We start from the raw sequence: 25,404 nt of genomic DNA, 5'->3' as shown, positions 1-25,404 counted from the left end.
GGCGCGGCGCGAGCGGCGCGCGTCGCCTACGGCGCTTCTCCGGGACCGCGTGCGCGGTCCGCCGGTCGCCGCCTGCGCGCGTGCGCGGCCAGCAGCGTGATCGCGGCGGGCGTCATGCCCTCGATCCGGGCCGCCTGGCCGAGCGTGCGCGGACGCACGCGGTCGAGCTTGCCGCGGATCTCGTTGGAGAGCCCCGGCAGGGCGGCGAAGTCCATGCCCTCGGCGAGCACCACGCTCTCGTCGCGGCGGTGCGCTGCGATGTCCGCCGCCTGCCTGTCGAGGTAGACGGCGTAGGTCGCGTCGGTCTCCAGCCGCTCGCGCAGCGTCGGTGCGATCGCGCCGAGGTCCGGCCAGGCGCGCACGAGGTCGTCGAAGGAGACGTGCGGGTACGACAGCAGCTGGAAGGCCGAGCGGCGGATGCCGTCCTGGTTGACGGCCAGCCCGACGCCGGCCGCGTCCGTGGGCGTGAGGGTGCGCGCCTCGAGCAGCGCGCGAGCGGCCGCGAGCCGGTCGCGGTTCTCGCCGAACACCCGCGCGCGCTCGTCGCCGACGCAGCCGACCGCGAGCCCGAGCGGGGTGAGACGCTCGTCGGCGTTGTCGACGCGCAGGCTCAGCCGGTACTCCGAGCGCGAGGTGAACATGCGGTAGGGCTCGCTCACCCCGCGGGTGACGAGGTCGTCGATCAGCACGCCGAGATAGGATTGCGCCCGGTCGAAGACGACGCCCTCGCCGCCGCCGGCCCGCAGCGCCGCGTTGATGCCGGCCGCGATCCCCTGCGCGCCCGCCTCCTCGTAGCCGGTCGTGCCGTTGATCTGGCCGGCGAGGAAGAGGCCGGCGACGCGCTTCGTCTCCAGCGTCGGCGCGAGGCTGCGCGGATCGACGTAGTCGTACTCGATGGCGTAGCCCGGCCGCAGGATCCTCGCCCGCTCGCAGCCGGGGATCGCCGCGACGACACCGGCCTGGACGTCCTCCGGCAGCGAGGTCGATATGCCGTTGGGGTAGACCGTCGGGTCGTCGAGCCCCTCCGGCTCCAGGAACACCTGGTGCCCCTCGCGGTCGCCGAAGCGCACGACCTTGTCCTCGATCGAGGGGCAGTAGCGCGGGCCGGTGGAGGCGATGTCGCCGGAATACATAGGGGCGCGGTGCAGGTTCGCGCGGATGAGGTCGTGCGCCGCCGGCGTCGTGCGGGTGATGCCGCAGGCGACCTGCGGCGTCGTGATCCGCGTCGTCAGGGCGGAGAAGGGAACCGGGTCGTCGTCGGCCTCCTGCACGGCGACGCCCGCCCAGTCGATGGTGCGGCCGTCGAGCCGCGGCGGCGTGCCGGTCTTCAGCCGCCCGAGCGGAAAGCCGTGCCGCTCCAGTGTCGCCGAGAGGCCGAGCGAGGGCGCCTCGCCGGCGCGGCCGGCGGGGATCTTGCGCTCGCCGATGTGGATGAGCCCGCGCAGGAAGGTGCCGGTGGTGATCACCACCGCGCCCGCCGCGAAGCGCCGGCCGTCGGCGAGCAGCAGCGCGGCCACGCGGCCATCCAGGACCTCGATGTCGCGCGCCTCGCCTTCTAAGATTGCGAGGTTCGGCTGCGCGGCGAGCGCGGACTGCATGTTCCGCGCGTAGAGCCTGCGGTCCGCCTGCGTGCGCGGCCCGCGCACGGCGGGGCCCTTGCGGCGGTTGAGCAGGCGGAACTGGATGCCGGCCGCGTCCGCGACGCGGCCCATCAGCCCGTCGAGCGCATCGATCTCGCGCACGAGATGGCCCTTGCCGAGCCCGCCGATGGCCGGATTGCAGGACATCGCGCCGATCGTCGCGGCCTTGCGCGTCACGAGCGCCGTCTTCGCGCCCATCCGCGCCGCCGCCGCCGCCGCCTCCGCGCCGGCGTGCCCGCCGCCGACCACGACGACGTCGAAGGAGTGGGTCTCGGCGTGCGGCGGGGGGCCGTCCGGCGGGGTCATGGGCTCGTCTCGGCTTGCGGTCTCCGAGCCGGGCACCGCGGCGGGCTCTCGATCGCCCCACCGCTGCGGCCAGCCGAAGCTGGGCGGAAACGCCGGCGATCCGGCGACGGGCGGACTATCGTCGGGGGCCGCGCTCCAGTCAACTTCTGCGTCCGGTACCATGGACGATCACGCCACGCCCGGTCATGGGTCGCCGGCGGATCGGCGGTCCCACCGGCGGCGTCGAGATCCGGGCCGCCCGCGTCCTCGCCTTGCTCAGCCCTGCTGAGCGGAGCCGACGACGTGATTCGGGTTGAAAGAGTCAAGCCTCCCCACTATGTTTCTCACGAATATCCCCGTCTGAAACCTCGCCGAACACCGGTGTCTTCGGCGGGAGGCGAGAGGTCGATGATGAGCGCCGCGCGATTCAGGATGGACTGGGGTAAAGCGGTCGAATCGATCCACTACCTGGCTACGATTCATCCTGGCATCACACCCTTCTTCATCTCGAAGGTGCTGTACTATGCCGATAAGGAGCATCTGATGGACTGGGGCCGGCCGGTAACCGGTGATTTCTACGTTGCCATGGAGAACGGTCCCGTCCCATCCAACACGTACCGGCTCGTCAACAGAGAGGCGTCTCTCGACGACGACATCATTGCCGACTTCGATGCGCGCGTCGAAAGGAAGGATCGCAACCTCTTCGCAAAGGTACCGTTCAACGCGGTGCGGCTGTCCGGCTCCGACATGGAGTGCCTTTCGCAGGCGGACGAGCTCTACGGCCACATGTCGTTCGGAGCGTTGCGCGACTTGGTCCATAAGGAGCGATCATGGCGTGAAGCGTGGGAGGCCAGGTACGGCATGGCTCACCCGATGCAGATGGAGGCCATGGTGGACGACGAACTTCCCGAGCGCGAGGAGCTGGTCAAGGAGATATATGAGAAGGCGGCCTACATCTGATGGCCACGCCTGCAAAGTGGAAGATCGTGATGGTTTGGTGCTCGGAACTCCCGAGACCGCACGATAAGTTCTGCATTTGCATCTGCCCTGCGCGAAACTGGTATCTGTTCATCAACTCGGACCCGCCGTTTTCCAGAAAGGCAAAGCAGGTCGTTTTGGGGGTCGCCAGCTTCCAGCTGCCCTTCCTGGTTCGCGACTCCTATATCGACACGACCATCTTGCAGAAGACGCTCGTACCCGCGGACCTGGAACAGGCCTGGAACGATCCCGCGAGAGACAAAGGCTTCGTTCCGCCGTCTTTGAGGCTTCAGATCAAGGCTGCGGCGCAATCTCACAACGTGCTGACGGCCGACGAGCTTTCGGCGATCCTCAACGACTGACGCGATCTCCAGCTGCTGTCGCCGCTCCCCTTCACTTCCCGATGCAGAACGCCCCGAACAGCGCGTCGAGCACGTCCTCGACGTCGACCCGCCCGGCGATCGTTCCCACCGAACGCGCGGCGAGGCGGACGTCTTCGGCTGCGAGCTCGGTGTCCCCGGCGGCGAGCGCCCCGGCCGCGCGGAGAAGCGCCTCGCGCGCGGTCTCGAGCGCGATCCGATGGCGGGCGCGGGTGACGACGGCGTCGCCGCCGTCGCCTACGCCCGCGCGGGCGCGGTCCTCGATGGCGGCGAGCAGGTCGGCGATGCCGCGTCCCGTCGCCGCCGACAGGGCGAGCGCGCCGGAGGCTGTCGCGGCGGCGAGATCGACCTTGGCCGCGACGTGCAGGACCGGCACCGTGCCGCCCGCGTCCGGCGGGGCCGGCGCGTCGACCGGGTCGAGCCAGACGACGAGGTCCGCGCCCGCGATCCGCGCGCGGGTGCGCGCCACGCCCGCGGCCTCGATGGCGTCCTCGGCTTCGCGCAGCCCGGCGGTGTCGATCAGCGTCACCGGCAGCCCGCCGAGGTCGAGGGCGACCTCGATCGCGTCGCGGGTCGTGCCCGGCACCGCCGAGACGATGGCGACGTCGCGCCGCGCGAGCGCGTTCATGAGGGTGGACTTGCCGGCGTTGGGCGGGCCTGCGAGGACGACGACGAAGCCCTCCCGCAGCCGCTCGCCGCGCCCGGCATCGGCGAGCGCCGCGCCAATCTCCGCGGCGAGCGCGGCGATGCGCTCCGCCGCCTGCGCCTCCACCGAGGTGGCGACGTCGCCCTCGTCGGAGAAGTCGAGGGCGGCCTCGATCAGCGCCTGCGTCTCGACGAGCCGCCCGCGCCAGGCCTCCGCCAGCGCGCCGAGCCCGCCTTCGAGCTGCCGGAGCGCCTGGCGGCGCTGCGCCTGCGTCTGCGCCTCGATCAGGTCGGCGAGGCCCTCGACCGCGGTCAGGTCCATGCGTCCCGCGAGGAAGGCGCGGCGGGTGAACTCCCCGGGCTCCGCCGGACGGCACCCGGGCAGGCGCGAGAGCGCCTCGAGCACGCCCGCGCGCGTCGCGAGCCCGCCGTGAATGTGCAGCTCCGCCTGGTCCTCGCCGGTGTAGGAGTGCGGCGCGGGGAACCAGGCGACGAGCGCCCGGTCGAGCGCCTCCCCGCTCCGCGGATCGCGCAGGGTGCGCAGGGCGAGGCGCCGCGGCGGAGGCGGACCGCCCGCCATCGCCTCGAGCAGGGGACGGCTGGCGGGGCCGCTCACCCGGACGACGCAGACGCCCGCGCGGCCGAAGCCGGAGGCGGAGGCGAAGATCGTGTCCGTCCCGGGCGGATCGGGCTCGGGCGACGCCTGCGCCGTCATGGCCGCGGCCCGGGACCGGTCTGCGCGGGGGTTCGCGCGCCTCCGGCGGAGCGGCCGGACACCGCCCAGTAGACGATCCCCGCGACGGCGCCGGTAACGAACAGGATCGCGGTCAGCCGCCCTTCCGCCGGCAGCGCCGCCGCGTCGCCGCCGCCCCCGCGGGCGATCCAGGGCACCGCCGCGGTCAGCGCAGCGGTGAGCCCGCCGTAGAGGACGAGGGAGCGGGCGCCGGCGATCTCGCCCACGGCCGACACCAGCGTCACCGGGGCGACGACGAGGACGGTCGCGAGCATCCAGAAGCCGAGGAACAGCGTCTCCACCACCGGCGCGGGATCGCCGCCGGCGGCGGCGATGCGGAAGACGGCGTCGAAGGCGGAAAGCCCGATGCGCGCGATGGTCTCGCGCGCGACGGGATCGTTCAGGACGCCGATCGCGAGCGCCACCGCACCCGCGGGGATGGCGAGCACGAGCCCGACGAGCCAGAGGACGAGACGCGAGAGCGCGTGCACGGAGACCTCAATCCCCGGCCTCGGCGGCCGCTGCGGCGTAGACGCCCTCGGCGCCGATGCCGCTCTCCAGCATCATGCGGGCGCGGGCCCGCAGCTTCTCGGTCTCGCTCTTGAGCTGGCCGCAGGCGGCGAGGATGTCGCGCCCGCGCGGCGTGCGCACCGGTGAGGCGTAGCCCGCGCGGTAGACGATCTCCGAGAAGCGCTCGATCCGCTCCCAGGAGGAGCACTCGTACTTGGAGCCGGGCCAGGGGTTGAACGGGATCAGGTTGATCTTTGCCGGGATGCCCTGGAGCAGCTTCACCAGCGCCCGGGCGTCGGCATCCGTATCGTTCACGCCGTCGAGCATGACGTACTCGAAGGTGATGCGCCGCGCGTTGGTGAGGCCCGGGTAGTCCCGGCAGGCCTGCATCAGCGCGGCGATCGGGTACTTCTTGTTGATCGGCACCAAGGTGTTGCGCAGGTCGTCGCGCACGGCGTGGAGCGAGATCGCGAGCGCGCTGTGCGCCTCCTCGCCGAGCCGGCCGATCTGCGGCACCACGCCCGAGGTCGAGACCGTGATGCGCCGGCGCGAGAGGCCCAGGCCCTCGTTGTCCGCCAGCACGCCGATCGCCGCCACCACGTTGTCCGTGTTGTAGAGCGGCTCGCCCATGCCCATGAAGACGATGTTGGTGACGAACCGCCCGCCGTCGGACGGCACGAAGGCGCCCTCCGGGGGGCTCGCGTCGGGCCAGTCGCCCAGGCGGTCGCGCGCGACCACGAGCTGGGCGACGATCTCGGCGGAGGTGAGGTTGCGCACCAGCTTCTGCGTGCCGGTGTGGCAGAAGGAGCAGGTGAGCGTGCAGCCGACCTGGCTCGACACGCACAGGGTCCCGCGGTCGCTCTCGGGAATGTAGACGCACTCGATCTCGGCGCCCTTGTCGAAGGGGCCTGTCGAGGGCATGCGCACCAGCCACTTGCGCGTCCCGTCCTTGGAGACCTGCTCGGAGACGACCTCCGGGCGCGCCAGCGTGTAGTGCTCGGCGAGCAGCGCGCGCAGGTGCTTGGAGACGTTCGTCATCGCGCCGAAGTCGCGCGCGCCGCGCAAGTAGATCCAGTGCCAGATCTGCGCCACGCGCATCTTCGCCTCGCGCTCGGGCACGCCGGCCTCGAGCAGGCGCGCCTTGAGCTCCTCGCGGGTGAGCCCGACGAGGGAGGGCTGGCCGGCCTGGGCGCCCGGCGCGAGCTCGAGCTCGGCCGCCTTCTCGATGGCGACCTCGTCGAGGGCGGGCGCGTTCGCGTTCCGGCGCGCGATGTCGAGCGCGTGGGGCATGGATCGTTCCGACCTTCGTGTCTCGTGATCCGGCCCATATAGGGGAAAAACGCGGCGAGCGTGAGTCCTTCGCTGGATGGGCGGTCGAGAGCGTGGCCCAGGCGCGGCAGCAGACGCGGGCGCGCGAAGCTCGGTCGGGTGTTGACCTCGCGCTGGTGCGCGCGCATATTGCGGGTGCTCGGAGCGGTCCATCCGCCTCCTTCCACATCGCGGGACACGCGGCGTCACACGCGCCTCCCGCCAACGCGAGACGCGGAGGTCCGGGCGTTGCGACGTCCGCCTTCGCCGAAGAAGAGACGCCGAGCCCTCCCGGGGCTCGGCGTCTCCGTTCACGGCCTCAGCGCACAGTCGCGACGAGGAGCGTGGCCATGATCTGCGCGATCATGAGCACGACGACCGCAAGCTCGAAGCTGGTCATGAGTGCCTCCTTTCCGCCCGCCGGCTCGGATTGGCCCTGCGCCGTCACGCGCACGGCCGCCGCCTCGCCGGGCGTAGCCGCGGAAACTCCGGGGCGTGCCGCAGCCCGCGCAGCCCGGAAAGGCTGCGGGCACCTCGTTATCGAGCCACACACGCAAAAGGGCAAGATCCGTCTACAATCTACCTGAAATGCATCCATGATCTCGTCATGGCGCGCGGCAGGCGTCCGTCGATCGCGGCGAGCCCGAGGCCGATCAGGGCCATGCCGACGAGGTGCTTGGGCGCCAGGCTCTCGCCGAGCACGAGGACGCCCAGCAGGATCGCGCTCACCGGCACGAGGAAGGTGACGAGGAGCAGGTTCGTCGCGCCGGCGGTGGCGAGGAGCCGGAAGTACAGGATGTAGGCGAAGGCGGTCGAGACGAGCGCCACGCCCGCCAGCGACGCGACCGTCGCGAGGCTCGGGGGCGGCAGGGCGAAGGGCCGGTCCACGAGAAGCGCGAGCGGCACCAGCAGGGTGGCGGAGGCCGCGAGCATGCCCGCCGCCGTCGCCATCGGTGCCACGCCCAGCCGCGCGAAGCGCCGGCCGTAGACGCCCGCCACGGCGTAGGAGACCGCCGCCGCGAGGCAGGCGAGCTGCGCCGCGACGCTCTCGCCGAGCCCGGAGAGCGCGGCGGGGCCGATCATCGCGACGACGCCGACGAAGCCGACCACGACGCCGACGAGCCGCAGCGGTGTCATCCGCTCGTCGCGGGTGAAGAGGTGGGCGACGAGCACCGCGAACAGTGGCGTCGTCGCGTTGAGGATCGCCGCGAGCCCCGAGGCGATGTGGGTCTGCCCCCAGACGATGAGGGTGAACGGTATCGCATTGTTCAGGACCCCCATCACCAGGAACGCCGCGAGCACCGAGCTGCCGACGGGCGAGCGTTGCCCGCGCGCGACGAGCACGATCTGCAGCGCGAGCGCCGCGACCGCGACCCGTACCGCGACGACGGTGAGCGGCGGCAGCTCCGTCACGGCGACCGCATTGAAGAAGAACGATCCTCCCCAGACGAGCGCGAGCAGCACGAGCATCGCCCATTGGCGGGCGGACATGACGCGGGAGGGCGGGGACTCGGCGGGCATGAGCGGCCTCTGGTTCAGAATGCGGAGGCTGCGGGTGTAGGCGGCCGCGCCGGGGGCGGCGACCCGTTTTCGCGGCGATGCCGCGGGCATCGCGATCCCAAGTGCCGCCGGCCGGTCACGAGCACAGGGCGTCCGCGACGGCCTCCGAGATCGGCGCGCCCGTCAGCTGCTCGACCCACAGCCATTGCCCGCTCGGGTTCACCTCGAGGAAGACGAACGCACCGTCCGGCGTCTCGACGAAGTCGAGGCAGCCGAAGACGAGGCCCGCGGCCTGCATGAAGCGCTCGATCCCCTCCCGGAGAGGGACGGGCGGCTCGAACAGCGCGTGCCCGACATCCTCGATTCGCTCGCGCAGGGCCATGCGGCGGAAGTCGACCGCGGTGTCGTCCGCCTCCTGCGAGTGGATCCGGCAGGCGAAGACGCGACCGGCCACGTAGGTGACCCGCACGTCGAACGCCTTCTCCACGTAGTCCTGGAAGATCGCGGGCGCGTACCGGAGCGCGTCGAGATGCGCGGCCCTCTCGGGCGTGAGGATCTGGCTGAAGACGAGCTCCGCGGGAGCGTCCGGGTCGGCGCTCGGGCTCTGCGGCTCCACCTCCACCGCCTCGCCGAAACGATCGCCGAGGTCGCGCGCGAAATCGTGCCCGTTCGAGCCGACGCCGGCGAGCGGCTTGAAGACGACGGGGCCGCACGCGGCGGCGGCGAACGCGCGCACCGCGTCGGCATCGTTGGTGACGAGGGTGCGCGGGACGCTCAGGCCGCAGCGGCGCGCGAGCTCGAGCTGCGGGATCTTGCGGGCGCGCCGCTCCGCCTCGCGGGGGTTGACGAAGCGGCCGGACACGAGATCGAGGAAGCCGTTCAGGAACGCATTCGCCTCGTCCGCCACGAACGCCTTGTCCTTGGCGCTGAAGCGGCGCGGGACGGCGGGACGCGACGCCCGGCGCATCCACACCGCCGTGACGGCGCGCGTGTCGACCGCCCCCCGCGGCGTGTCGAGCACGCCGTGGGGCTCGGCTCCGCCCAGAGCGATGCGGCCGGCGCGCAGGAGGGGGAACTCTTCCGTGTTGATCCGCGCCCAGGGCGCACCTCGATCCTCGAGATGCCGGACGACCCGGTTCACCGAGGGCTCGTGCAGGGTCGAGACGACGAGGATCACGTCAGAAGCTGAACGTCGTGTCGATCCCCGCGCTGCCGCTGCCCCCGGACGCCTCCACCTTCTCGCGCACGGCATGCGCCTCGAGGCCGCCGGCCGCCTCCGAAAAGACGAGATCGGGGTCCTGCAGCCGGTCCCACGCCGCCTGCTCGACGAAAGCGAGAACGAACGGTCTCGCTTCGGCACCCTCCGGCATGGGCAGCAGGAATTCCTTGCTCGCCTCGTCGCCGCTCGCGCTCATGGCACATCCCTCCGTGCGCAGTCTTCGCCTCGCACTCCGACATCGTATCGCCAGCGCGGCGAGCGGCAATCGGGATCAATGCGGAGTCGTGCCCGCATAGGACGTACCCCGGAGAGACGCTCCGCGCCCTCAGTCCGCCACCAGCACCCGCCGGCACGCGTCGGGGAGGTCCGCCAGCGTCTTCTCCCGCCGCGCCCCGCCCCCGCCCGGACGCGGGTTCAGCACCTCGTCGGTGAACCACCAGTCGAGGGAGGCGTCGCAGCCGTCGCCGGGCGGTACGGGGGCCTGGAGCGCGCAGCCGGTCTCGCCGGCGGGGCAGGTCATGCGGATGTGCATGTGGTAGTCGTGCCCCCACATGGGGCGGACCTTGCCGAGCCAGGAGCGGTCGCCGGTCGTCTCGCGGCACAGGGCCTTCTTGATGGCGGCGTTCACGAACAGCCGCTCGACCCGCCTCTCGCGGGCGGCGAGCGCGATCAGGCGGGCGTGGGCCGGCGTCCAGACGGCCGGATCGACGTCGCGGCGGTCGGCGCGAACCACCGAGGTCGCCATCATCGTCTCGCGCGCGGGGCGGTCGACCCCGGTCTCCGGCATCGGCGTCAGCCAGACGTCGGCGTCGAGCCCGTTCTGATGCGAGGCGTGGCCCCAGATCATCGGCCCGCCGCGGGGCTGGGCGAGGTCTCCGACGAGGAGCCCCGGCCAGCCAACCGCCTCGGGCGTCGCCGCCGCGAGGCGCTCGAGCAGCGCGACGAGATCGGGATGGCCCCAGTTTCGGTTGCGCGAGACCCGCATCACCCGCCAGCCCGGCCCGTCGACGGGCAGCGCGACGGCCCCGGCGAGGCAGCCGGCGGCATAGGAGCCGAGTGCCCGCGCCGCGAGCGGGGCGGGCTCGGCGGCGCGGCCGAACAGCTCCTTGGCGGGGAGCGACGGATCGCCCGGGTTCGCCAAAGCGGGCAGCGGCCGCGGGTCGAGCGTGCCGGGCGTCTGGGCGGAGGCGGGGAGGGGAGCGGCGGCGGGCGCCAGCGCCAGCCCGGCGGCGAGGAGGACGGTGCGGACGTATCTGGTGCGAGCGTGTCTCATCCCGCGAGGATCGGGCCGCATGGTTGACGAACCGTTGCGGCCCGGCCCCGCGGCCCGGCCGTTCCCCAGGGCTCAATCGCCGACCGCGAGTCCCTCGCGGCGCGGATCGGCGCCGCCGACGAGCCCTCCCGGCGTGACGACGATGGCGTGGATGCCCGAGGTCGTCTCCACGAGTCGGACCTCGTGGCCGCGCGCCTCGAGCGCCTCGGCCCAGTCCGCGGCCGCGGTGCCCTCCTCCAGCTCGGTCGGGCCGTTGCGCGAAAGGAACGCCGGCAGGGCCGCGGCGGCCTGCGGGTCGAGGCCCCAGTCGAGGATGCCGATCAGCGTCTTCGCCACGTAGCCGATGATGCGGCTGCCGCCGGGCGAGCCGGCGACGACGTAGAGGCGCCCGAAGGCGTCGAGCACGATCGTCGGCGCCATCGACGAGCGCGGACGCTTGCCCGCCTCGACCCCGTTCGCCACCGGCCGCCCGTCCGCCTCCGGGCGGAAGGAGAAGTCGGTGAGCTCGTTGTTGAGGAGGAAGCCGCCCGCCGTCATCAGCCGCGCGCCGAAGGCGCTCTCGATCGTCGTCGTGAGCGACACGGCGTTGCCGTCGCCATCCACGATGGAGACGTGGCTCGTGCCGGTGGAGCGGTCGCTCGACGGCGCGAGCCGGCCCTCGCGCCGGAACGGCGGCTCGCCGGGCTGCGCCTGGCCCAGCGAGGCGTCGTCCGCGATGAGCCCCGCGCGCTCGGCGAGGTAGCCCGCGTCGAGGAGGCCGCGGACCGGTACCGAGACGAAGTCGGAATCGGCGACGTAGTGGTTGCGGTCGGCGAAGGCGAGGCGGCTCGCCTCTGAGACGACGTGCGCCGCGTCGGGCCCCGGGCCCATGGCGGCGAGGTCGAAGCCCTCGACGAGCCCCAGGATCTGCCCGACCGCGATGGCGCCGGAGGAGGGCGGGCCCATGCCGCAGACCTCGTAGACCCGGTAGGGGACGCAGACCGGCTCGCGTGCGACGACGCGATAGGCGGCGAGATCCTCGAGCGTGATGTCGCCGGGGTTGGTCGGATGGCCCGTCACCGTGTCGACGATGTCCTGCGCCACCGCGCCGGAATAGAACGCGGAGACGCCCTCTCGCGCCATGGCCCGCAGCGTCTCGGCCAGCGCCGGGTTCCTCAGCATCGTGCCGACGGGGAGCGGGCTGCCGTCCTCTCCGTAGTAGAGGGCGCGGGCGCGCGGATCGTCGCGCAGCGCCGGGTCGCCGTCGAGCAGGGCCCGGAGCCGCTCGGAGACGGGGAAGCCGTCCTCCGCCAGCCGGATCGGGATCGTGAACAGGCTCTCCCAGGGCAGCCGGCCGTGGCGCGCGTGCGCCTCGGCGAGGAGCGCCGGCGTGCCGGGCACGCCCACCGAGAGCCCGCCGACGACGGCCTCCATGAACGGGCGCGGCGCGCCGTCCGGGCCGAGGAAGCGCTCGGGCGTCGCCGCCGCGGGCGCGGTCTCGCGGCCGTCGAGCGTCGTCAGGTCGGAGCGGGCGGCGTCCCAGTGCAGGAGGAAGGCGCCGCCGCCGATGCCGGAGCTCTGCGGCTCGACGATGTTGAGGACGAGCTGCGTCGTCACCATGGCGTCGACGGCGCTGCCGCCGGCGCGCAGGATGGCGAGCCCCGACTCCGCGGCGATCGGGTTCGCGGCGACGACCATCCGCCGCTCGGCCCGCACGGCCTCGCGGGCATCGGCGACGCCGGTCGCGGCCTCGGGTGCGGGGGCGAGATCGGCGGTCTGGGCCCGCGCCGGCGGCGCGGCCGCGAGCAGCGTGAGGCCGATTGTCGAGGCGACGAGCGTCGCGATGCGCATGAGACGTCCTCCCTTGCCGATCTTCCCGGGTCCCCGCGGACCCTGGTCGATCCCGGCCGAACCCGCGCGTCGCGCAGGGTCGGGTTGCCGCGTGCAGGCTAGCATCTCGGAGCGGTTTCGGAAGGGGGCTCGCCGCGGATCGTGCGTGCGCGCGTGCGATCGCGCCGCTCAGCGCGCGTCGCTGCGGCCGGCGCCGACGATCGGGCCGGGATGGTCGCCCCGGCGCGACTGGACCAGGACGACGTGGAAATCGCCCGGCCCGGCGAGCGCGTGGCGCAGGCTCGACGGCGCGCCGGTCCATTCGCCGACCTTGGTCATGCCGCGCACGACGTTGGCGTAGGTCGCGTGGCGCCCGGAATTCTCGCCGCGGCCGATGGCGACCTCCTCCTCGCGATCCACCGCCAGCAGCCAGACGTCCGCCGGGGCGCCGGCCGTGCCGGCGCCGACCTCGATCCGCGCCTCGCCGGCGGCGACCTCGACGGCGACCGCGACGGGCAGCCGCTCGCCGGAGGCGGCGACCTCCGCGCGGGCGCGGGCGAGGGCGTCGGCGACGTCGGCGGGCTTCGAGCCGATGCAGGCGAAGCTGCCGTTGACCACCATCTGCGGCGTGAAGACCATGCGGTCTCCCCGCGCCTCGGCATAGCCGCGCTGGCGGGCGGTGTGGGCCGGATCCGCGAGCGTGTCGGCCCAGCCGAGATAGTCCCAGTAGTCCACCGGCAGCGTCAGCGCCAGGAGATCGGGATCGCGCGCCATCTCGACGAGCGCCGCGTCAGCCGGCGGGCAGGAGGCGTAGCCCTGGCTCGTGAACAGCTCGACGACGGCGCGAGGCGCCGTCTGCGCCTGCGCGCCGCCGCCCGCCGGCGCGAGGCCGGCGGCGAGCGTCGCGCCGAGCGCGAGGAGGGCGGAGGTGAGCTTCATGAACGCATCTAAAGCACGGACGCGGTAAACGGCGAATTCACGTTGCCTCGAGCCCGCGCGTGATCGGCCGCGCCGTGCCGGGGCGGGTCAGCGCGCGCGCCCCGGCACCGGCCGCCAGCGGCGGTGCTGCCAGAGCCATTGCTCGGGATGCTCGCGCACCCAGCCTTCGACGACGTCCGTCATCGCCTGCATGGCGCCGCCGACGTCGATCTCACCGTTTCCGTCCCGCGGCAGGTCGAGCGGCGGCGTCAGCTCGAGGCGGAAGCGGCCCTTGGGCAGGCGCACGACGCGCACGCCGTGGACGGGGCACTCGAAACGCCGCGCGAACTTGCCGAGGACGGGGTTCGCCTTGGCCGGCATGCCGAAGAACGTCACGTCGACGCCCCGCGTGAAGTGCTGGTCGACGAGCATGCCGAGATGGCCGCCGCGATCGAGCACCCCCGCCATGGCGAAGGCCGCGCCCTGGCGCGCCGCCTCGAGTCCGCCCATCGTCTGCGAGCGCACCTCCATCACCGCCCGGGCGACGGCGGCCGTGTTGGGCGCGCGGAAGACGGCGGTGGCCGAGAGGCCGTAGCGATGCGCGCAGATCGCCGGCAGCTCCCAATTGGCCAGATGCGCGGAGAAGATGATGCCCGGGCGCCCGTCGTCGCGCAGCGCCTCGAAATGGGCGATGCCCTCCACCTCGACGCGTCCGGCGCCGGGGTTCTCGGGGTCGAAGTCGAAGAGCGTGTCGAGATGGGCGTATTCCGCCGCCGTGCGCCCGAGGTTGTCCCAGGCGCCGCGGACGATGGCGCGATGCTCGGCGGCGGACTTTTCCGGGAAGGCGGCGGCGACGTTGGCGAGCGCCGTGCGGTGCGCGGGAACGAGCGGCCCGAGCGTGCGCGTGAGCGCGGCGCCGACGCGCGCCGCGCGGTCGGGCCCCAGCCGCCGGGCGAGCCCGAACACCGCCCGCACCGCGGCGACGCTCAGGCCCTCGAGGACGCGCCCGGAGAGCCGAGCCAGACGGAGACGGAAACCGGTCACTGGGGAGACGCCTGAGACCTCGGACGGGAACGGGCAGCGCGAGCTGGGGACGGCGCGCGTGTGTGGCCGATCGTGGACCCGGGGTCAAGCGAAGCCGGCGTGCGCCGGCCTCACAACGTCACCACCACCTTGCCGAACACCTTCCTCCCCTCGAGCCGCTCCAGCCCCTGCTGGAACTCGGCGAGCGGGAAGGTCGAATCGATCACCGGCGTCATGCCGCCGGCCATCTTCTCGAGCGATTGCGCGATGTTCGCCATCGAGCAGCCGAAGGAGCCGAAGATGCGGTATTGCTGCTGGAACAGCTGCATGAGGTTCATCTGCGTGGAGACGCCCGAGGTCGAGCCGCAGGTGACGAGGCGCCCGCCACGCTTGAGGCAGAGCAGCGAGCCGTTCCAGGTGTCGGCGCCGACGTGCTCGAAGACGACGTCGACACCCTTCCGCTTGGTGAGGCGGCGGACCTCGCCCTCGAAGCGCTCGGTCTTGTAGTTCACCACGTGGTCGGCGCCGAGCGCGCGCGCCTTCTCGCCCTTCTCGTCGTCTCCCACGGTGGTGTAGACCGTGCAGCCGATGGCCTTGGCCATCTTGATCGCGGCGGTGCCGATGCCAGAGCCGCCGGCGTGGACGAGGATCGATTCCCCCGGCTCGAGCTTCGCGTTGTCGAAGAGCATGTGCTGGACGGTGCCGAAGCCGATCGCCGCGCAGGCGGCGTCGGTGGCGGCGACGCCCGCGGGCACCTTCACGAGGAGCCGCTCCGGGCGGTTCATCAGCTCGCGGGCCATGCCGTCGACGTGGAAGCCCATGATGCCCTTGACGTTCTCGCACAGGTTGTCGCGCCCCTCGCGGCAGGCGCGGCATTCCCCGCAGGTCTCGGCGCCGTAGGGCACGACGCCGTCGCCGACGGAGAAGCGCGTCACGCCCTCCCCCACCGCGACGACCTCCCCCGCCGCCTCCACGCCCGCCACCTGCGGCAGCTTGCGCTTGGCGAAGGCCATGCCGCGAAAGCCCCAGACGTCGAGGAAGTTGAGCGCCACCGCCCGCACCCGCACCCGCACCTCGCCCGGGCCGGGCGGGGGCGGATCGTCGAGCGTCTCGAGCCTGAGGTCGCGGTCGCCGTGGAGACGCAGGGCGCGCATGGGATCTCCGTTGCCGTCTCGTGTTCCGGGCTGGGGCAGGTGGGCGGCTTAGCGGGTGGCGGGGGGGATGACAAGCGTGGGAACGCTGCGGGTCAGAACGGGGACAGGCCGACGCCGTAGCGATCGGCGAGCCTCCAGAACCAGTCGGCATCGAGCGCTGTGCGCCGCTCCGTCTCGGAGAGCGCGACGCCGTCGTAGAGGGCGTAGCAGATCTCGTCGTCGTCGTGCCGCGCCCGGTAGGCGATGCCTTCCGGTCGGGCCGGATGATCCCGCAAGGCGCGCGACCATGCTTGCGGGACGGCATACGGACGTCCGCCGTGCGTCACCTCGGCCGTGGCACCGGCTCGCGCGAGGCCCTGCCCGTGCAGGACGGCGATTCGCACCGGCCGTTCGGCGCGAAGCCGGACGTAGGCCTTGGTCGCGAGGAGATCACGAGGGAGCAGCCGACGCCCGGGAACCCGGAGAAAGGTCTCCGCGAAGGCACCACGGATGCTCTGGGCAGCATAGAGCACGCCATACGAGCCGTCGGGTGCGTTGAGCCGACCGCCGTCGCTCCTGTCGAAATGGATCGGATCGTAGGCCGCGGTGAAGAAGCGATGCAGCTCGGCTCCCGCCGGAAGATCGGTCGTCTCCAGAACGCGAGCCGCGAGGTCCCGCGGCGGCCGGGGTCCGCTCAAGCGCCCTGGTCGTCCAGGTGACGCGCCGCGCGGACCACCTCGTCCACGCGTCCGTCCCGCAGCAGGTCGACGGCCGTGCGCCCGCCGAGCCGCGCATCCGGGTTGACGAGAAAGTTGAGCACGGCCCACGGATCGCGCGTCGGCAAGGCCGCGAGGACGGCGGGCAGGCCCGGCAGAAGCGATCCGTCGGCCGCGAACTGGAACGTCGGATAGATCCGTCGCCCGCTCGGACCCGGCACGGCGAGGACCTGCCCCGCCTTGACCTTTCGATCGACCATCTGCCGCGAGATGCCGTCGAGGACGATCCGCACCTGCTCGAGACCGTAGCCTCCGCCCGCGTCGCGAAGGTCCCGCGCTGCGATCTCCCGCCCGCGCAGGATCGCGCGCGCTCGCGCGTCCGGCACCGCCGCTCGCCGAAGCTCGGCCTTCAACCTGTCCCAGCGACGACGGGCGCCGGGGCCGTCGTCGACGTCCGAGGGTTTGCGTTCGACGGTCTGCACCGAGCGGAACTCCCTTGAGAGGGTCACGCGTTCAAGATGGTCAACTCGGTCAACTGCGTCAACCATCGTCGCTCACATCAATCCCTCACGGATGTCGTCGAGCGACTGCGTTGGAACGGTCTTGGTCTGCATAGCTCGATCGGCTCGGCTCATCGCCAGGCGATCCGCCGGCGCGAGCGGGCGGCGAATTCCGGTGGATTCCGGTGACGTCTGCTCGGGCGTGCGCGCAGGCGCGTCCGTCCTCGCTTCGTCTTGCGAAGCGGCGAGATCGTCGTCCATGTCGCCTGCTGCCATCTGCGTCGCTCCTCGGCAAGATGCGCAATCATAGCGCATCCTGCCGGGGGCATCACGATCTCACTGCATCGTCGGGATCGAGAACTCCGCGCCCTCCTTCACCCCCGACGGCCAGCGGGCGGTGACGGTCTTGGTCTTGGTGTAGAACAGGATCGCGTGCGGGCCGTGCTGGTTGAGATCGCCGAAGCCCGAGCGCTTCCAGCCGCCGAACGTGTGGTAGGCGAGCGGCACGGGGATCGGCACGTTGATGCCGACCATGCCCACCTGCACCTTGGCGGCGAAGTCGCGCGCCGCGTCGCCGTCGCGGGTGAAGATCGCCACGCCGTTGCCGTACTGGTGGTCGTTGGCCAGGCGAAGGCCCTCGTCGTAGTCCTTGGCGCGCACCACGGAGAGGACCGGGCCGAAGATCTCCTCCTTGTAGATGCGCATGTCCGGCGTCACCTCGTCGAAGAGGCAGCCGCCCATGTAGAAGCCCTTCTCGTAGCCCTGCAGCGAGAAGTTCCGGCCGTCGACGACGAGCTTCGCGCCCTCCTCGACGCCGAGGTCGACGTAGCGGCGCACCTTCTCGAGGTGGGCCTTCGTCACCATCGGGCCGAAGTCGGCCGAGGGGTCGGTGGAGGGGCCGACCTTCAGGCTCTCCACCCGCGGGATCAGCTTCTCCATCAGCCGGTCGGCGGTGGCCTTGCCGACGGGGACCGCCACCGAGATCGCCATGCAGCGCTCGCCCGCCGAGCCGTAGCCGGCGCCGACCAGCGCGTCGACCGTCTGGTCCATGTCCGCGTCGGGCATGATGATCATGTGGTTCTTGGCGCCGCCGAAGCACTGCGCGCGCTTGCCGGTCGCGGCCGCGCGCGAGTAGACGTAGTGCGCGATGTCGGAGGAGCCGACGAAGCCCACGGCCTTGATGTCCGGATCGTCGAGGACGGCGTCCACCGCCTCCTTGTCGCCGTTGACCACGTTGAGGATGCCCGCCGGCAGCCCGGCCTCGATCATCAGCTCGGCGAGGCGCATGGGCACGCCCGGATCGCGCTCGGACGGCTTGAGGATGAAGGCGTTGCCGCAGGCGATCGCGGGGGCGAACTTCCACATCGGGATCATGGCGGGGAAGTTGAACGGCGTGATGCCGGCGACCACGCCCAGAGGCTGGCGCATCGAGTACATGTCGATGCCCGGCCCGGCGCCCTCGGTGTACTCGCCCTTCTGCAGGTGGGCGATGCCGGTGACGAACTCGCAGACCTCGAGCCCGCGCTGGATGTCGCCCTTGGCGTCGGGGATGGTCTTGCCGTGCTCGCGGGCGAGCAGCTCGGCGAGCGCGTCGTAGTCGCGATGCAGGAGCTCGATGAACCGCATGAACACGCGCGCGCGGCGCTGCGGGTTCGTGGCGCCCCAGGCCGGCTGCGCCTCGAGCGCGTTCTCGACGGCGGCGCGGACCTCGTCACGGGTGGCGAGCGCGACCTTGGCCCGCACCTCGCCCGTCATGGGCTCGAAGACGTCGCCGTAGCGCCCGGAGGAACCCTCGACCTCGCGACCACCGATGAAATGTCCGACCGTGCGCATGTTGCACGCCTCCCTTGCTCTCGCGGCATACGGTTAGCATTTGCGATATTTGCACAGCTATAGGAGAAATCGAAGCGGTCACGTGCGAAACTGCACGCGCGCCACCCCTTGGAAACGCCCGCGGACGGGGCCGTGCGTCCCGCCGGAGACCGGTGCTCGGTGGAGTCTAACATGAGTCGCTTCGATTGGGACGACCTGCGCTTCTTCCTCGCCGTGGCGCGGGTCGGCCGCCTCACCGTCGCCGCGCGACGGCTGGGCGCCGACCACGCCACGGTCTCGCGCCGGATCACCGCGCTCGAGGACGCGCTGAAGGCGAAGCTCTTCGAGCGCCGCCCGCAGGGCTACGCGCTGACCGAGCACGGAGAGCGGCTGCTCGCCAAGGCCGAGGCGATCGAGACCCAGGCGCTCGCGGTCTCCTCCGAGATCGGCGGTGCGGACCTCGCGCTCTCGGGCACGGTGCGCATCGGCGCGCCCGACGGCTTCGGCACGATGTTCCTGGCCCCGCGCACGGCGGACATCGCCAAGCAGTTCCCGGACCTCGAGCTCCAGATCGTGGCCATGCCGCGGCTGCTCTCCCTGTCGAAGCGCGAGGCCGACATCGCGATCTCCCTCGCCCCGCCGAAGGAGGGCAAGATCGTCGCGCGGCGCCTCACCGACTACAAGCTCGGCGTCTTCGCCACCCAGGCCTATCTCGACCGGGCCAAGCCCATCGAGACGCCCGAGGATCTGCAGGACCACCCGGTCATCGGCTACATCGACGACCTGATCTTCACCCCCGAGCTCGACTATCTCGACGAGGTCAACAAGGGCCTGCGCGCCAAGATCGCCTCCTCCTCCCTCGTCACCCAGATGCAGGCGACGCTGGCGGGGGCGGGCGTGTGCGTGCTGCCCTACTACGTCGCCGCCCAGGACCCGCGCCTCGTGCAGATCCTGCCGGAGAAGACGAGCTTCTCGCGCTCCTACTGGCTCATCGTCCACGCCGACCTCAAGGACATCGCCCGCATCCGCGCGACGATGGACTTCCTCGTGCGCGAGGTGAAGGCGGCCCGCGCCGACTTCATGCCGGAGGATCGGCCGTGACGGGCCGGGAGGAGGGCTCGGGCGCGGCGACCGCGCGAGGCTGATCGCGGGCCGGAGAGAAACTCTTCCTGTGCTGGCGCGTTTCCCGGCTTCCTCCATCAGGAAGGGGACCGGATGCGCACCCGCTACGCCCTCGTACTCGTTCCCGCCCTGTGCGGCGCCGCGCTCGCGGGCGTCGCGTACTTCGGCAGCCATACCGGCGTCGACGGGACGCTCGGGGCGCTGCTCGCCCTCGTCGGTGCCGGCGCCGTCGCGGCCGGCGCCCTCGTCGCCCTCCTCGTCCCGATGCGCCCGGGCCTGCTCGCGGCGCTCGACGGGCTCCTGGTCGTCGGCGCGCTGCTCACGGCGCTCGCCGCCTGGTTCCTCATGCAGGACCTCTTCGTCGCGGCCATGCTCCTGGCGCTCGGCATGGTCCTCGTGGTGCGCGCCGTGCCCGCCTCCCCCAAGGCGCGCCTGACGCGCCTGGGCCTCGTCGCCTCCCTCGGCGCAGGATCGCTCCTCGCGCTCCCGGCTCCCGACCACGCGGCCCGCGCCGAGCAGCCCGCCTGGCGCTCCTTCCACGGGGACCTCGCCTCGCGCAAGTTCGCCCACGTCGAGAGCTTCACCCCCGACACCATCGGGCGGCTGGAGCGGGCGTGGGAATACCGCACCGGCGACGTCTCCGACGGCTCGGGGGAGCTGCCGGCCACCGTGTGGTCGGCGACGCCGGTCTACGCCAACGAGACGCTCTATCTCGGCACGCCCTTCTACCGGATCATCGCGCTCGACCCGGCGACCGGGTCGGAAATCTGGAGCTACGACACGCGCTCCACCCTGGAGGCGCTGACGCAGCCCTCCCTGAAGAACCGCGGCGTCGGCTATTGGGAGAGCGGCGCGCAGGGGCCGTGCGAGAAGCGCGTCTACATCGGCACGATGGACGCGACCCTGCACGCGGTCGACGCCGATACGGGCACCCCCTGCGCCGACTTCGCCGAAGGCGGCGTGCTGAACGTCAACCAATGGAACGTGGTCAACGACGAGTTCCCGTTCTCGCTGCTCCAGCCCCCCACCGTCGCCGGCGACATCCTGCTGCTGGGCTGGGCGGGCAAGGATTGGGAATACAGCGTCGCGCCCCCCGGAAACCTGCTCGCGGTGGACGCGCGCACCGGTGAGCTGCTCTGGGAGGCCGCCTTCATTCCCGAGGAGATGATCCCCCGCACGGGAACGGCCAACATCTGGACGGCGATGTCGGTGGATACCGAACTCGGCCTCGTCTACGCGCCGGTCTCCTCGCCGAGCCCGAACTACTGGGGCGGCGATCGCACCGACCCGATCCCGCTCGCCACCTCGGTGACCGCCATCGACCTCGAGACCGGCGAGGTGGCCTGGAGCTTCCAGCACGTGCGCCACGACATCTGGGACTACGACACGCCGTCTGCGCCCACCCTCGTCGACATCGAGCGCGACGGCGCGACGATCCCCGCGCTCGTCCAGGCGACGAAGCAGGGCTTCCTGTTCGTCCTCGACCGGCGCACCGGCGAGCCGCTCTTCCCCGTCGACGAACGTGCGGTGCCCGCGAGCGACGCCCAGGGCGAGGTCGCCGTCGAGACCCAGCCCTTCGTGACGGTTCCCGCGCCGCTCGGCGACGCGCTCGACCTGCCGGACGTCTGGTGGCTCGCCGACGCGATGAGCCTCGGGCAATGCTCGCGCGAGCGCGAGCGGTACCGCTACGAGGGCATCTTCACGCCCCCCTCCGAGCAGGGAACGCTGATGTACCCGGGCACGGCCGGGGCGACGAACTGGGGCGGCGTCGCCGTCGATCCGCGCACGAACATCCTCTACGTCAATTCCATGCGCGTCGTGCAGCTGATCAAGCTGATCCCGCGGGAGGAGTACGAGCGCATCGCCGGCGAGTCCGGCGCGGAGGAGGGCTACTACCCGCAGGAAGGCTCGCCCTACGGCTTCCTGCTGACCGACTGGAGCAACTGGGCGCGCATCCCCTGCTGGGAGCCGCCCTTCGGCACCTTCACGGCGGTCGACCTGCGCACGGGCGAGCGCCTCTGGGAGGTACCCTTCGGCATGGGCCAGTACTGGGGCTTCTACGGCCTGCGCGACTGGGGCACCCCGACGCTCGGCGGCCCCGTCGTCACCGCCGGCGGCGTCGTCTTCATCGGCGCCTCCATGGACGCCCGCGTCCGCGCGCTCGACGCCGCCACCGGCGAGGAGATCTGGTCGGACCGCGTGCACGCGCCGGCCGTCTCGATTCCGGCGGTGTTCACCCACGAGGGCGTCGACTACGTGGTCTTCGCGGTCGGCGGCAACCCGATCCTCAAGGACCAGGTGGCGGATCAGCTGGTGGCGTATCGGCTGGGGGAGTGACGACGGGCGGCGCGGGGAAGGCGGCGCAGACGGGGCGAAAAAAGCCGGGGACGGCTATTCCTGCTTTGTTCACGAGTGCGCCGCCCGCTGCTAGGGTCTTCGCCGAACCCCACTGTACCGGTGCCGTCGATGCTGCTGCGCGACTCCCACGACCTCGCCGTTCCGCCCAGCACCCCGGTCGAGGACGTCGTGCCGGCGGGCGGCGTGCCCTTACGCGCGCTGGCTTATCCCGAGCTCCGCTACATGGGCTCGAAGCACCGCCTGATCCCTTGGATTCACGACGTGCTGAGCACGCTCGACTTCGAGACGGCGCTCGATCCGTTCTGCGGGACCGGGTGCGTCGCCTATCTCATGAAGGCGATGGGCAGGCAGGTGACCGCCTGCGATTTCCTCGGCTTCACGACCCTCGTGGCGCAGGCGACGGTCGCGAACGCCACCCGGACGCTGGACGGCGCGGACGTCGACGCGATCCTGTCGCCGCGCGCGGACGCGGACGACTTCATCGCGCGCACTTTCGACGGCGTCTTCTTCACGGCGGACGACCGCGTCTTCCTCGATCGCGCCTCGGCCGGCCTGCGGCGTCTCGACGACCCGGACGCGCGCGCGGTCGCCTATGCGGCCCTGTTCCGCTCCTGCCTGAAGAAGCAGCCGCGCGGCGTCTTCACAGTCTCGGGCGATCTCGCCCGCTACGACGACGGCCGCCGGGACCTGCGCCTGTCGCTGGAGGAGCATTTTCGCGAGCAGGTCGCGGTCTTCAATGCGGCGGTGTTCGACAACGGCCGGGCGAACCGTGCCTTCCAGGCAGACGTCTTCGAGACGGATGCGCCAGGCGTCGACCTCGTCTATCTGGACCCACCATACGTTCCGCGATCGGACGACAATTGCTACGTGAAGCGCTACCACTTCCTGGAGGGGCTCTCCTGCTACTGGGAGGACCTCGAGATCATGCAGGACACCAAGGTCAAGAAGATCGAAAAGCGCTTCACGCCGTTCAGCTATCGCCGCACAGCGGTGGATGCGTTCGAGCGCCTGTTCGCCCGCTTCGCGAAGAGCACGATCGTCCTGTCCTACTCGTCGAACGGATATCCCGACCTCGCCATCCTCGAAGGGCTCCTGCGGCGACGCAAGCGTAGGATCGATTTGTTCGAACGCCAACATCGATATAATTTCGGCACGCACGCTTCCGTCGAGCGCGCGCGTGTGACGGAGTATATCCTGGTGGGGCGTGGATGAAGCCGGTCGACCAGCACATCGACGTCGTCGTCGCCGAGCTGAGTCCTCTCGACGTCGCGTGGATGGACGACGTCGCTGCGCGCGTCATCACGAAGCTCTCGGCACTTCCGCGGAAGGAGACCTATGGCAGAGACGATATCGCCGCTCTGCTCGACGCGGGCTTCGAGGACGGGATCCTGGTGCTTCGGCTCTTCCTCGCGCTCTCGAAGGACCAGATGGAGGTCTTCCTGCGACGGGAGCTCGGGCCGGGTGGGATCGGCACGAAACGCTACGCCGCCGATCGCGCCCCCTATCTCGACGCCCTGGAGCGGCTCGGCCTCGCGGACGCCATGGCGCAGACCGTGAACTACCGCCCGATCTGGAGCGACATCCTCGTCGAGCGCCTCCGCTCCGGCCGGGGCTCCGCGATCCAGGGCCAGCGGCGCGGACGCGGGCTCGAGGACTTCGTCGAGGCGGCCCTCGTCGAGATCAAGCGCCACGACCAGATCCTGCTCTTCATCACCGACGGCTGACCTGGAAGGCGCGCCTGTCGGATCTGCGCAAGATCGTCGACCGGCAGAACGACGGGAAGATCGCGCGGATCTACACGATGAAGATGCGCGAGCAGCTCGTCGAGGACCTCGCGACCTGGAAGGCTCGGCCCGCGCTGTGACGAGCCGGGAGCATCCCGGCGCGGACGTCGAGAACACCCCCCTCACCGCGTGCGCTCGATGTAGGTCTGCACCTCCGAGGTGAGCTGCGCCGTCTGGCCGTCGAGATCGGTGGAGACGCGGCTCACCGTGCCCGCCGCGCGGCCGGTCTCGGCGGCGGCGTCGGAGACGCCGGTCATGTTGGCGGTGATCTCGCGCACGGCCACCGACTGCTCCTCCACCGCGGCCGCGATCTGGTCGGACGTCTCGCTCAGCGTCGCGATCTGCGTGCGCACGCCGGAGATCACCTGGACGGTCTCGCCCGTCATCGACTGGATGCCGGCGATGCGCTCCTTGATCTCGTCGGTGGCCTTGGCGGTCTGGGTCGCGAGCGCCTTCACCTCGGCGGCGACGACGGCGAAGCCGCGTCCGGCTTCCCCGGCGCGGGCGGCCTCGATCGTGGCGTTGAGGGCGAGCAGGTTGGTCTGGGCGGCGATCGACTGGATCACCTCGGTGATGCCGCCGATCGAGGCGGCGGCCTCGGCGAGGCGCTTGATCATCGTGTCCGCGCCCGTCGCCTTCGAGGTCGCGTCCCGGGCGAGCCCGGAGGCCGTCGAGACCTGCTCGGCGATCTCGCCGATCGACGCGGCGAGCTCCTCCGTCGCGGCGGACACGGAGGCCGCCATCGCCTGCGCGCGGTCGGCGATGTCCGACATGGTCGTCGCCGACTGCGCCATGGCGTTCGACGACCCCGACATCTGCTCGACCGCCTCCGTCACGCTCTTCGCGAGACGCACGCTGTCGGAGATGATCGACCAGGAGACCATCGGGCCGAGATAGGAGCCGTTCGCGTCGCGGATCGCAGTCACCTTCAGGTTGAGCGTCTCCGGCCCGACCCGAATGTTGGAATTCATCGGCAGGCGCGAGGGGTCGCGCAGGATGCCGTGCTGGTGGCTGGGGTTCTTGTGGAACACGTCGACGGTCGAGCCGAGCATCGTATCCACCTTGATCGGCAGGTGCTGCTCGATGCGCTTCAAGGTCTCGCGGCTGGTCTTGTTGAGGTAGTTGATCTTGAAGTCGACGGGATCGCAGGTCATCACCGCGATCGGCATCTCGTCGATCATCTGGAGGAGGCGCTGCGTCTCGGCCTCCTTCTCGAGCACCTTCGTGACGACGTTCCAGGTGAGCGACGCGTGCGTGTAGCGCCCGCGCGCGTCGAGCACCGGCGCGATGTGCAGCGACAGGCGCTCGCTGCCGAGGCGGATGTGGGCCGTGTGGGGCAGCCGCTTCGGGTCGGAGAGCATCGCGCGCTGATGCTCCGGGCGCTTGTGGAACACGTCGATCGACGTACCGACGATCCGCTCGACGTCGATGTCGAGCTCGTGCGCGATGTCGCGCAGGAGCTTTCGCGATGCGGCGTTGGCGTAGACGATCTCGAAGCTCGGGACCTCGCAGATCATCACGGCGTCGGGCAGGCCGTCGAGGACGAAGCGGGCGTCGACGCCGAGCGACGACGACTGGGCGGGCCTGGTCTTGAGGGCGAGCATCGGGTTGGTCTCCGGGAACGTCACTGGCGCGCCGCAACGGCGCCTCGCACGAGGGAAAGGCGGAAGAAGGTCTCGCCGGCGAACCGGGCGTTCGCGGCCGCGCGGCGCCGGCTCCACGGGGGCGCGGCGCACGGGCGATCGCGGCGACGCTCCG

Annotated in this window: 24 protein-coding genes; 6 read left to right on the top strand and 18 right to left on the bottom strand. The window is 71.6% G+C overall.

Features of this window, described 5'->3' with window-relative positions; genetic code table 11:
- Window positions 1-26 precede the first annotated feature (26 nt).
- A complete protein-coding gene (gene mnmG / locus AB9M23_RS08015; protein WP_372423998.1) occupies window positions 27-1,946 on the bottom strand; it encodes a tRNA uridine-5-carboxymethylaminomethyl(34) synthesis enzyme MnmG in 1,920 nt (639 codons plus the stop codon).
- Window positions 1,947-2,333: 387 nt separating this feature from the next.
- Between mnmG and AB9M23_RS08010 the strand changes: the two genes are divergently transcribed.
- Together AB9M23_RS08010 and AB9M23_RS08005 are read left to right on the top strand one after the other, a co-directional pair.
- Window positions 2,334-2,885: a Panacea domain-containing protein gene (locus tag AB9M23_RS08010; RefSeq protein WP_372423997.1), complete on the top strand. Its 552-nt coding sequence runs from the start codon at window positions 2,334-2,336 to the stop codon at window positions 2,883-2,885.
- The gene (locus tag AB9M23_RS08005; RefSeq protein WP_372423996.1) at window positions 2,885-3,265 is read left to right on the top strand and encodes a hypothetical protein; all 381 of its coding nucleotides are present in this window, start codon (window positions 2,885-2,887) and stop codon (window positions 3,263-3,265) included. Before AB9M23_RS08010 ends, AB9M23_RS08005 begins: the two co-directional genes overlap by 1 nt.
- Window positions 3,266-3,296: 31 nt before the next feature.
- On the opposite strand, the gene mnmE is transcribed toward AB9M23_RS08005, so the two are convergent.
- The 16 genes from mnmE to AB9M23_RS07925 form a co-directional block, all read right to left on the bottom strand.
- Complete coding sequence (gene mnmE / locus AB9M23_RS08000) at window positions 3,297-4,643, bottom strand: tRNA uridine-5-carboxymethylaminomethyl(34) synthesis GTPase MnmE (protein WP_372423995.1); 1,347 nt, start codon at window positions 4,641-4,643, stop codon at window positions 3,297-3,299.
- Window positions 4,640-5,152 (bottom strand): hypothetical protein, encoded by a 513-nt coding sequence (locus AB9M23_RS07995; RefSeq protein ID WP_372423994.1) that lies wholly within the window; start codon window positions 5,150-5,152, stop codon window positions 4,640-4,642. Before AB9M23_RS07995 ends, mnmE begins: the two co-directional genes overlap by 4 nt.
- A 7-nt stretch (window positions 5,153-5,159) precedes the next feature.
- Window positions 5,160-6,461, bottom strand: a complete 1,302-nt coding sequence (rlmN, locus tag AB9M23_RS07990; RefSeq protein WP_372423993.1) for a dual-specificity RNA methyltransferase RlmN — start codon at window positions 6,459-6,461, stop codon at window positions 5,160-5,162.
- 337 nt (window positions 6,462-6,798) lie between these two features.
- On the bottom strand, window positions 6,799-6,933 hold the full coding sequence (locus AB9M23_RS07985) for a hypothetical protein (RefSeq protein ID WP_372423992.1): 135 nt from the start codon (window positions 6,931-6,933) through the stop codon (window positions 6,799-6,801).
- Between the two features lie 125 nt (window positions 6,934-7,058).
- Window positions 7,059-8,000, bottom strand: a complete 942-nt coding sequence (locus tag AB9M23_RS07980; protein ID WP_372423991.1) for a DMT family transporter — start codon at window positions 7,998-8,000, stop codon at window positions 7,059-7,061.
- Between the two features lie 115 nt (window positions 8,001-8,115).
- Window positions 8,116-9,156, bottom strand: coding sequence for an MvdC/MvdD family ATP grasp protein (locus tag AB9M23_RS07975; RefSeq protein ID WP_372423990.1), 1,041 nt, complete (start codon window positions 9,154-9,156; stop codon window positions 8,116-8,118).
- Between the two features lies 1 nt (window position 9,157).
- The gene (locus AB9M23_RS07970; RefSeq protein WP_372423989.1) at window positions 9,158-9,394 is read right to left on the bottom strand and encodes a hypothetical protein; all 237 of its coding nucleotides are present in this window, start codon (window positions 9,392-9,394) and stop codon (window positions 9,158-9,160) included.
- Window positions 9,395-9,523: 129 nt separating this feature from the next.
- Window positions 9,524-10,471 carry a penicillin-insensitive murein endopeptidase gene (mepA, locus tag AB9M23_RS07965; RefSeq protein ID WP_372423988.1) on the bottom strand — a complete coding sequence of 316 codons (948 nt, stop codon included), beginning with the start codon at window positions 10,469-10,471 and terminating at the stop codon, window positions 9,524-9,526.
- Between the two features lie 72 nt (window positions 10,472-10,543).
- On the bottom strand, window positions 10,544-12,301 hold the full coding sequence (gene ggt, locus AB9M23_RS07960; RefSeq protein ID WP_372423987.1) for a gamma-glutamyltransferase: 1,758 nt from the start codon (window positions 12,299-12,301) through the stop codon (window positions 10,544-10,546).
- A gap of 168 nt (window positions 12,302-12,469) precedes the next feature.
- Window positions 12,470-13,219 (bottom strand): DUF1223 domain-containing protein, encoded by a 750-nt coding sequence (locus AB9M23_RS07955; protein ID WP_372423986.1) that lies wholly within the window; start codon window positions 13,217-13,219, stop codon window positions 12,470-12,472.
- Window positions 13,220-13,306: 87 nt separating this feature from the next.
- Window positions 13,307-14,242, bottom strand: coding sequence for a lipid A biosynthesis lauroyl acyltransferase (locus AB9M23_RS07950; RefSeq protein ID WP_372423985.1), 936 nt, complete (start codon window positions 14,240-14,242; stop codon window positions 13,307-13,309).
- Between the two features lie 110 nt (window positions 14,243-14,352).
- Complete coding sequence (locus AB9M23_RS07945; RefSeq protein WP_372423984.1) at window positions 14,353-15,375, bottom strand: zinc-binding dehydrogenase; 1,023 nt, start codon at window positions 15,373-15,375, stop codon at window positions 14,353-14,355.
- Window positions 15,376-15,467: 92 nt separating this feature from the next.
- Window positions 15,468-16,052, bottom strand: coding sequence for an RES family NAD+ phosphorylase (locus tag AB9M23_RS07940; protein WP_372423983.1), 585 nt, complete (start codon window positions 16,050-16,052; stop codon window positions 15,468-15,470).
- Entirely contained in the window at window positions 16,049-16,363 is a 315-nt protein-coding gene (locus AB9M23_RS07935; protein ID WP_372423982.1) for a hypothetical protein, read from the bottom strand. Before AB9M23_RS07935 ends, AB9M23_RS07940 begins: the two co-directional genes overlap by 4 nt.
- 261 nt (window positions 16,364-16,624) lie before the next feature.
- Window positions 16,625-16,846, bottom strand: a complete 222-nt coding sequence (locus AB9M23_RS07930) for a hypothetical protein (RefSeq protein ID WP_372423981.1) — start codon at window positions 16,844-16,846, stop codon at window positions 16,625-16,627.
- 60 nt (window positions 16,847-16,906) lie between these two features.
- Complete coding sequence (locus tag AB9M23_RS07925) at window positions 16,907-18,403, bottom strand: CoA-acylating methylmalonate-semialdehyde dehydrogenase (protein WP_372423980.1); 1,497 nt, start codon at window positions 18,401-18,403, stop codon at window positions 16,907-16,909.
- Window positions 18,404-18,574: 171 nt separating this feature from the next.
- Between AB9M23_RS07925 and AB9M23_RS07920 the strand changes: the two genes are divergently transcribed.
- The 4 genes from AB9M23_RS07920 (at window position 18,575) to AB9M23_RS07905 (ending at window position 23,586) form a co-directional block, all read left to right on the top strand.
- A complete protein-coding gene (locus tag AB9M23_RS07920; RefSeq protein WP_372423979.1) occupies window positions 18,575-19,483 on the top strand; it encodes a LysR family transcriptional regulator in 909 nt (302 codons plus the stop codon).
- Window positions 19,484-19,597: 114 nt separating this feature from the next.
- Window positions 19,598-21,841: an outer membrane protein assembly factor BamB family protein gene (locus AB9M23_RS07915; RefSeq protein WP_372423978.1), complete on the top strand. Its 2,244-nt coding sequence runs from the start codon at window positions 19,598-19,600 to the stop codon at window positions 21,839-21,841.
- 129 nt (window positions 21,842-21,970) lie between these two features.
- Window positions 21,971-23,074 carry a DNA adenine methylase gene (locus AB9M23_RS07910; RefSeq protein WP_372423977.1) on the top strand — a complete coding sequence of 368 codons (1,104 nt, stop codon included), beginning with the start codon at window positions 21,971-21,973 and terminating at the stop codon, window positions 23,072-23,074.
- Window positions 23,071-23,586, top strand: a complete 516-nt coding sequence (locus tag AB9M23_RS07905; protein ID WP_372423976.1) for a hypothetical protein — start codon at window positions 23,071-23,073, stop codon at window positions 23,584-23,586. The genes AB9M23_RS07910 and AB9M23_RS07905 overlap by 4 nt, the downstream gene beginning before the upstream one ends.
- Window positions 23,587-23,768: 182 nt before the next feature.
- Here the strand turns inward: AB9M23_RS07905 and AB9M23_RS07900 are convergent, their stop codons facing one another.
- Window positions 23,769-25,250: a methyl-accepting chemotaxis protein gene (locus tag AB9M23_RS07900; RefSeq protein WP_372423975.1), complete on the bottom strand. Its 1,482-nt coding sequence runs from the start codon at window positions 25,248-25,250 to the stop codon at window positions 23,769-23,771.
- Window positions 25,251-25,404: the final 154 nt, after the last annotated feature.

It is taken from the genome of Salinarimonas chemoclinalis (assembly GCF_041514305.1).
Taxonomy (GTDB): Bacteria; Pseudomonadota; Alphaproteobacteria; order Rhizobiales; family Beijerinckiaceae; genus Salinarimonas; species Salinarimonas chemoclinalis.
This window is presented reverse-complemented; position numbering and strand designations above follow the sequence as displayed.

Coding starts and splice junctions, on each gene's coding strand:
- AB9M23_RS07955 (WP_372423986.1), bottom strand. CDS start 13,219: ATGAAGCTCACCTCCGCCCTCCTCGCGCTCGGCGCGACGCTCGCCGCC.
- AB9M23_RS08005 (WP_372423996.1), top strand. CDS start 2,885: ATGGCCACGCCTGCAAAGTGGAAGATCGTGATGGTTTGGTGCTCGGAA.
- mepA (WP_372423988.1), bottom strand. CDS start 10,471: ATGAGACACGCTCGCACCAGATACGTCCGCACCGTCCTCCTCGCCGCC.
- mnmE (WP_372423995.1), bottom strand. CDS start 4,643: ATGACGGCGCAGGCGTCGCCCGAGCCCGATCCGCCCGGGACGGACACG.
- AB9M23_RS07930 (WP_372423981.1), bottom strand. CDS start 16,846: ATGGCAGCAGGCGACATGGACGACGATCTCGCCGCTTCGCAAGACGAA.
- AB9M23_RS07905 (WP_372423976.1), top strand. CDS start 23,071: ATGAAGCCGGTCGACCAGCACATCGACGTCGTCGTCGCCGAGCTGAGT.
- AB9M23_RS07920 (WP_372423979.1), top strand. CDS start 18,575: ATGAGTCGCTTCGATTGGGACGACCTGCGCTTCTTCCTCGCCGTGGCG.
- AB9M23_RS07945 (WP_372423984.1), bottom strand. CDS start 15,375: ATGCGCGCCCTGCGTCTCCACGGCGACCGCGACCTCAGGCTCGAGACG.
- AB9M23_RS08010 (WP_372423997.1), top strand. CDS start 2,334: ATGATGAGCGCCGCGCGATTCAGGATGGACTGGGGTAAAGCGGTCGAA.
- AB9M23_RS07925 (WP_372423980.1), bottom strand. CDS start 18,403: ATGCGCACGGTCGGACATTTCATCGGTGGTCGCGAGGTCGAGGGTTCC.
- AB9M23_RS07970 (WP_372423989.1), bottom strand. CDS start 9,394: ATGAGCGCGAGCGGCGACGAGGCGAGCAAGGAATTCCTGCTGCCCATG.
- AB9M23_RS07910 (WP_372423977.1), top strand. CDS start 21,971: ATGCTGCTGCGCGACTCCCACGACCTCGCCGTTCCGCCCAGCACCCCG.
- AB9M23_RS07900 (WP_372423975.1), bottom strand. CDS start 25,250: ATGCTCGCCCTCAAGACCAGGCCCGCCCAGTCGTCGTCGCTCGGCGTC.
- rlmN (WP_372423993.1), bottom strand. CDS start 6,461: ATGCCCCACGCGCTCGACATCGCGCGCCGGAACGCGAACGCGCCCGCC.
- AB9M23_RS07915 (WP_372423978.1), top strand. CDS start 19,598: ATGCGCACCCGCTACGCCCTCGTACTCGTTCCCGCCCTGTGCGGCGCC.
- AB9M23_RS07980 (WP_372423991.1), bottom strand. CDS start 8,000: ATGCCCGCCGAGTCCCCGCCCTCCCGCGTCATGTCCGCCCGCCAATGG.
- mnmG (WP_372423998.1), bottom strand. CDS start 1,946: ATGACCCCGCCGGACGGCCCCCCGCCGCACGCCGAGACCCACTCCTTC.
- ggt (WP_372423987.1), bottom strand. CDS start 12,301: ATGCGCATCGCGACGCTCGTCGCCTCGACAATCGGCCTCACGCTGCTC.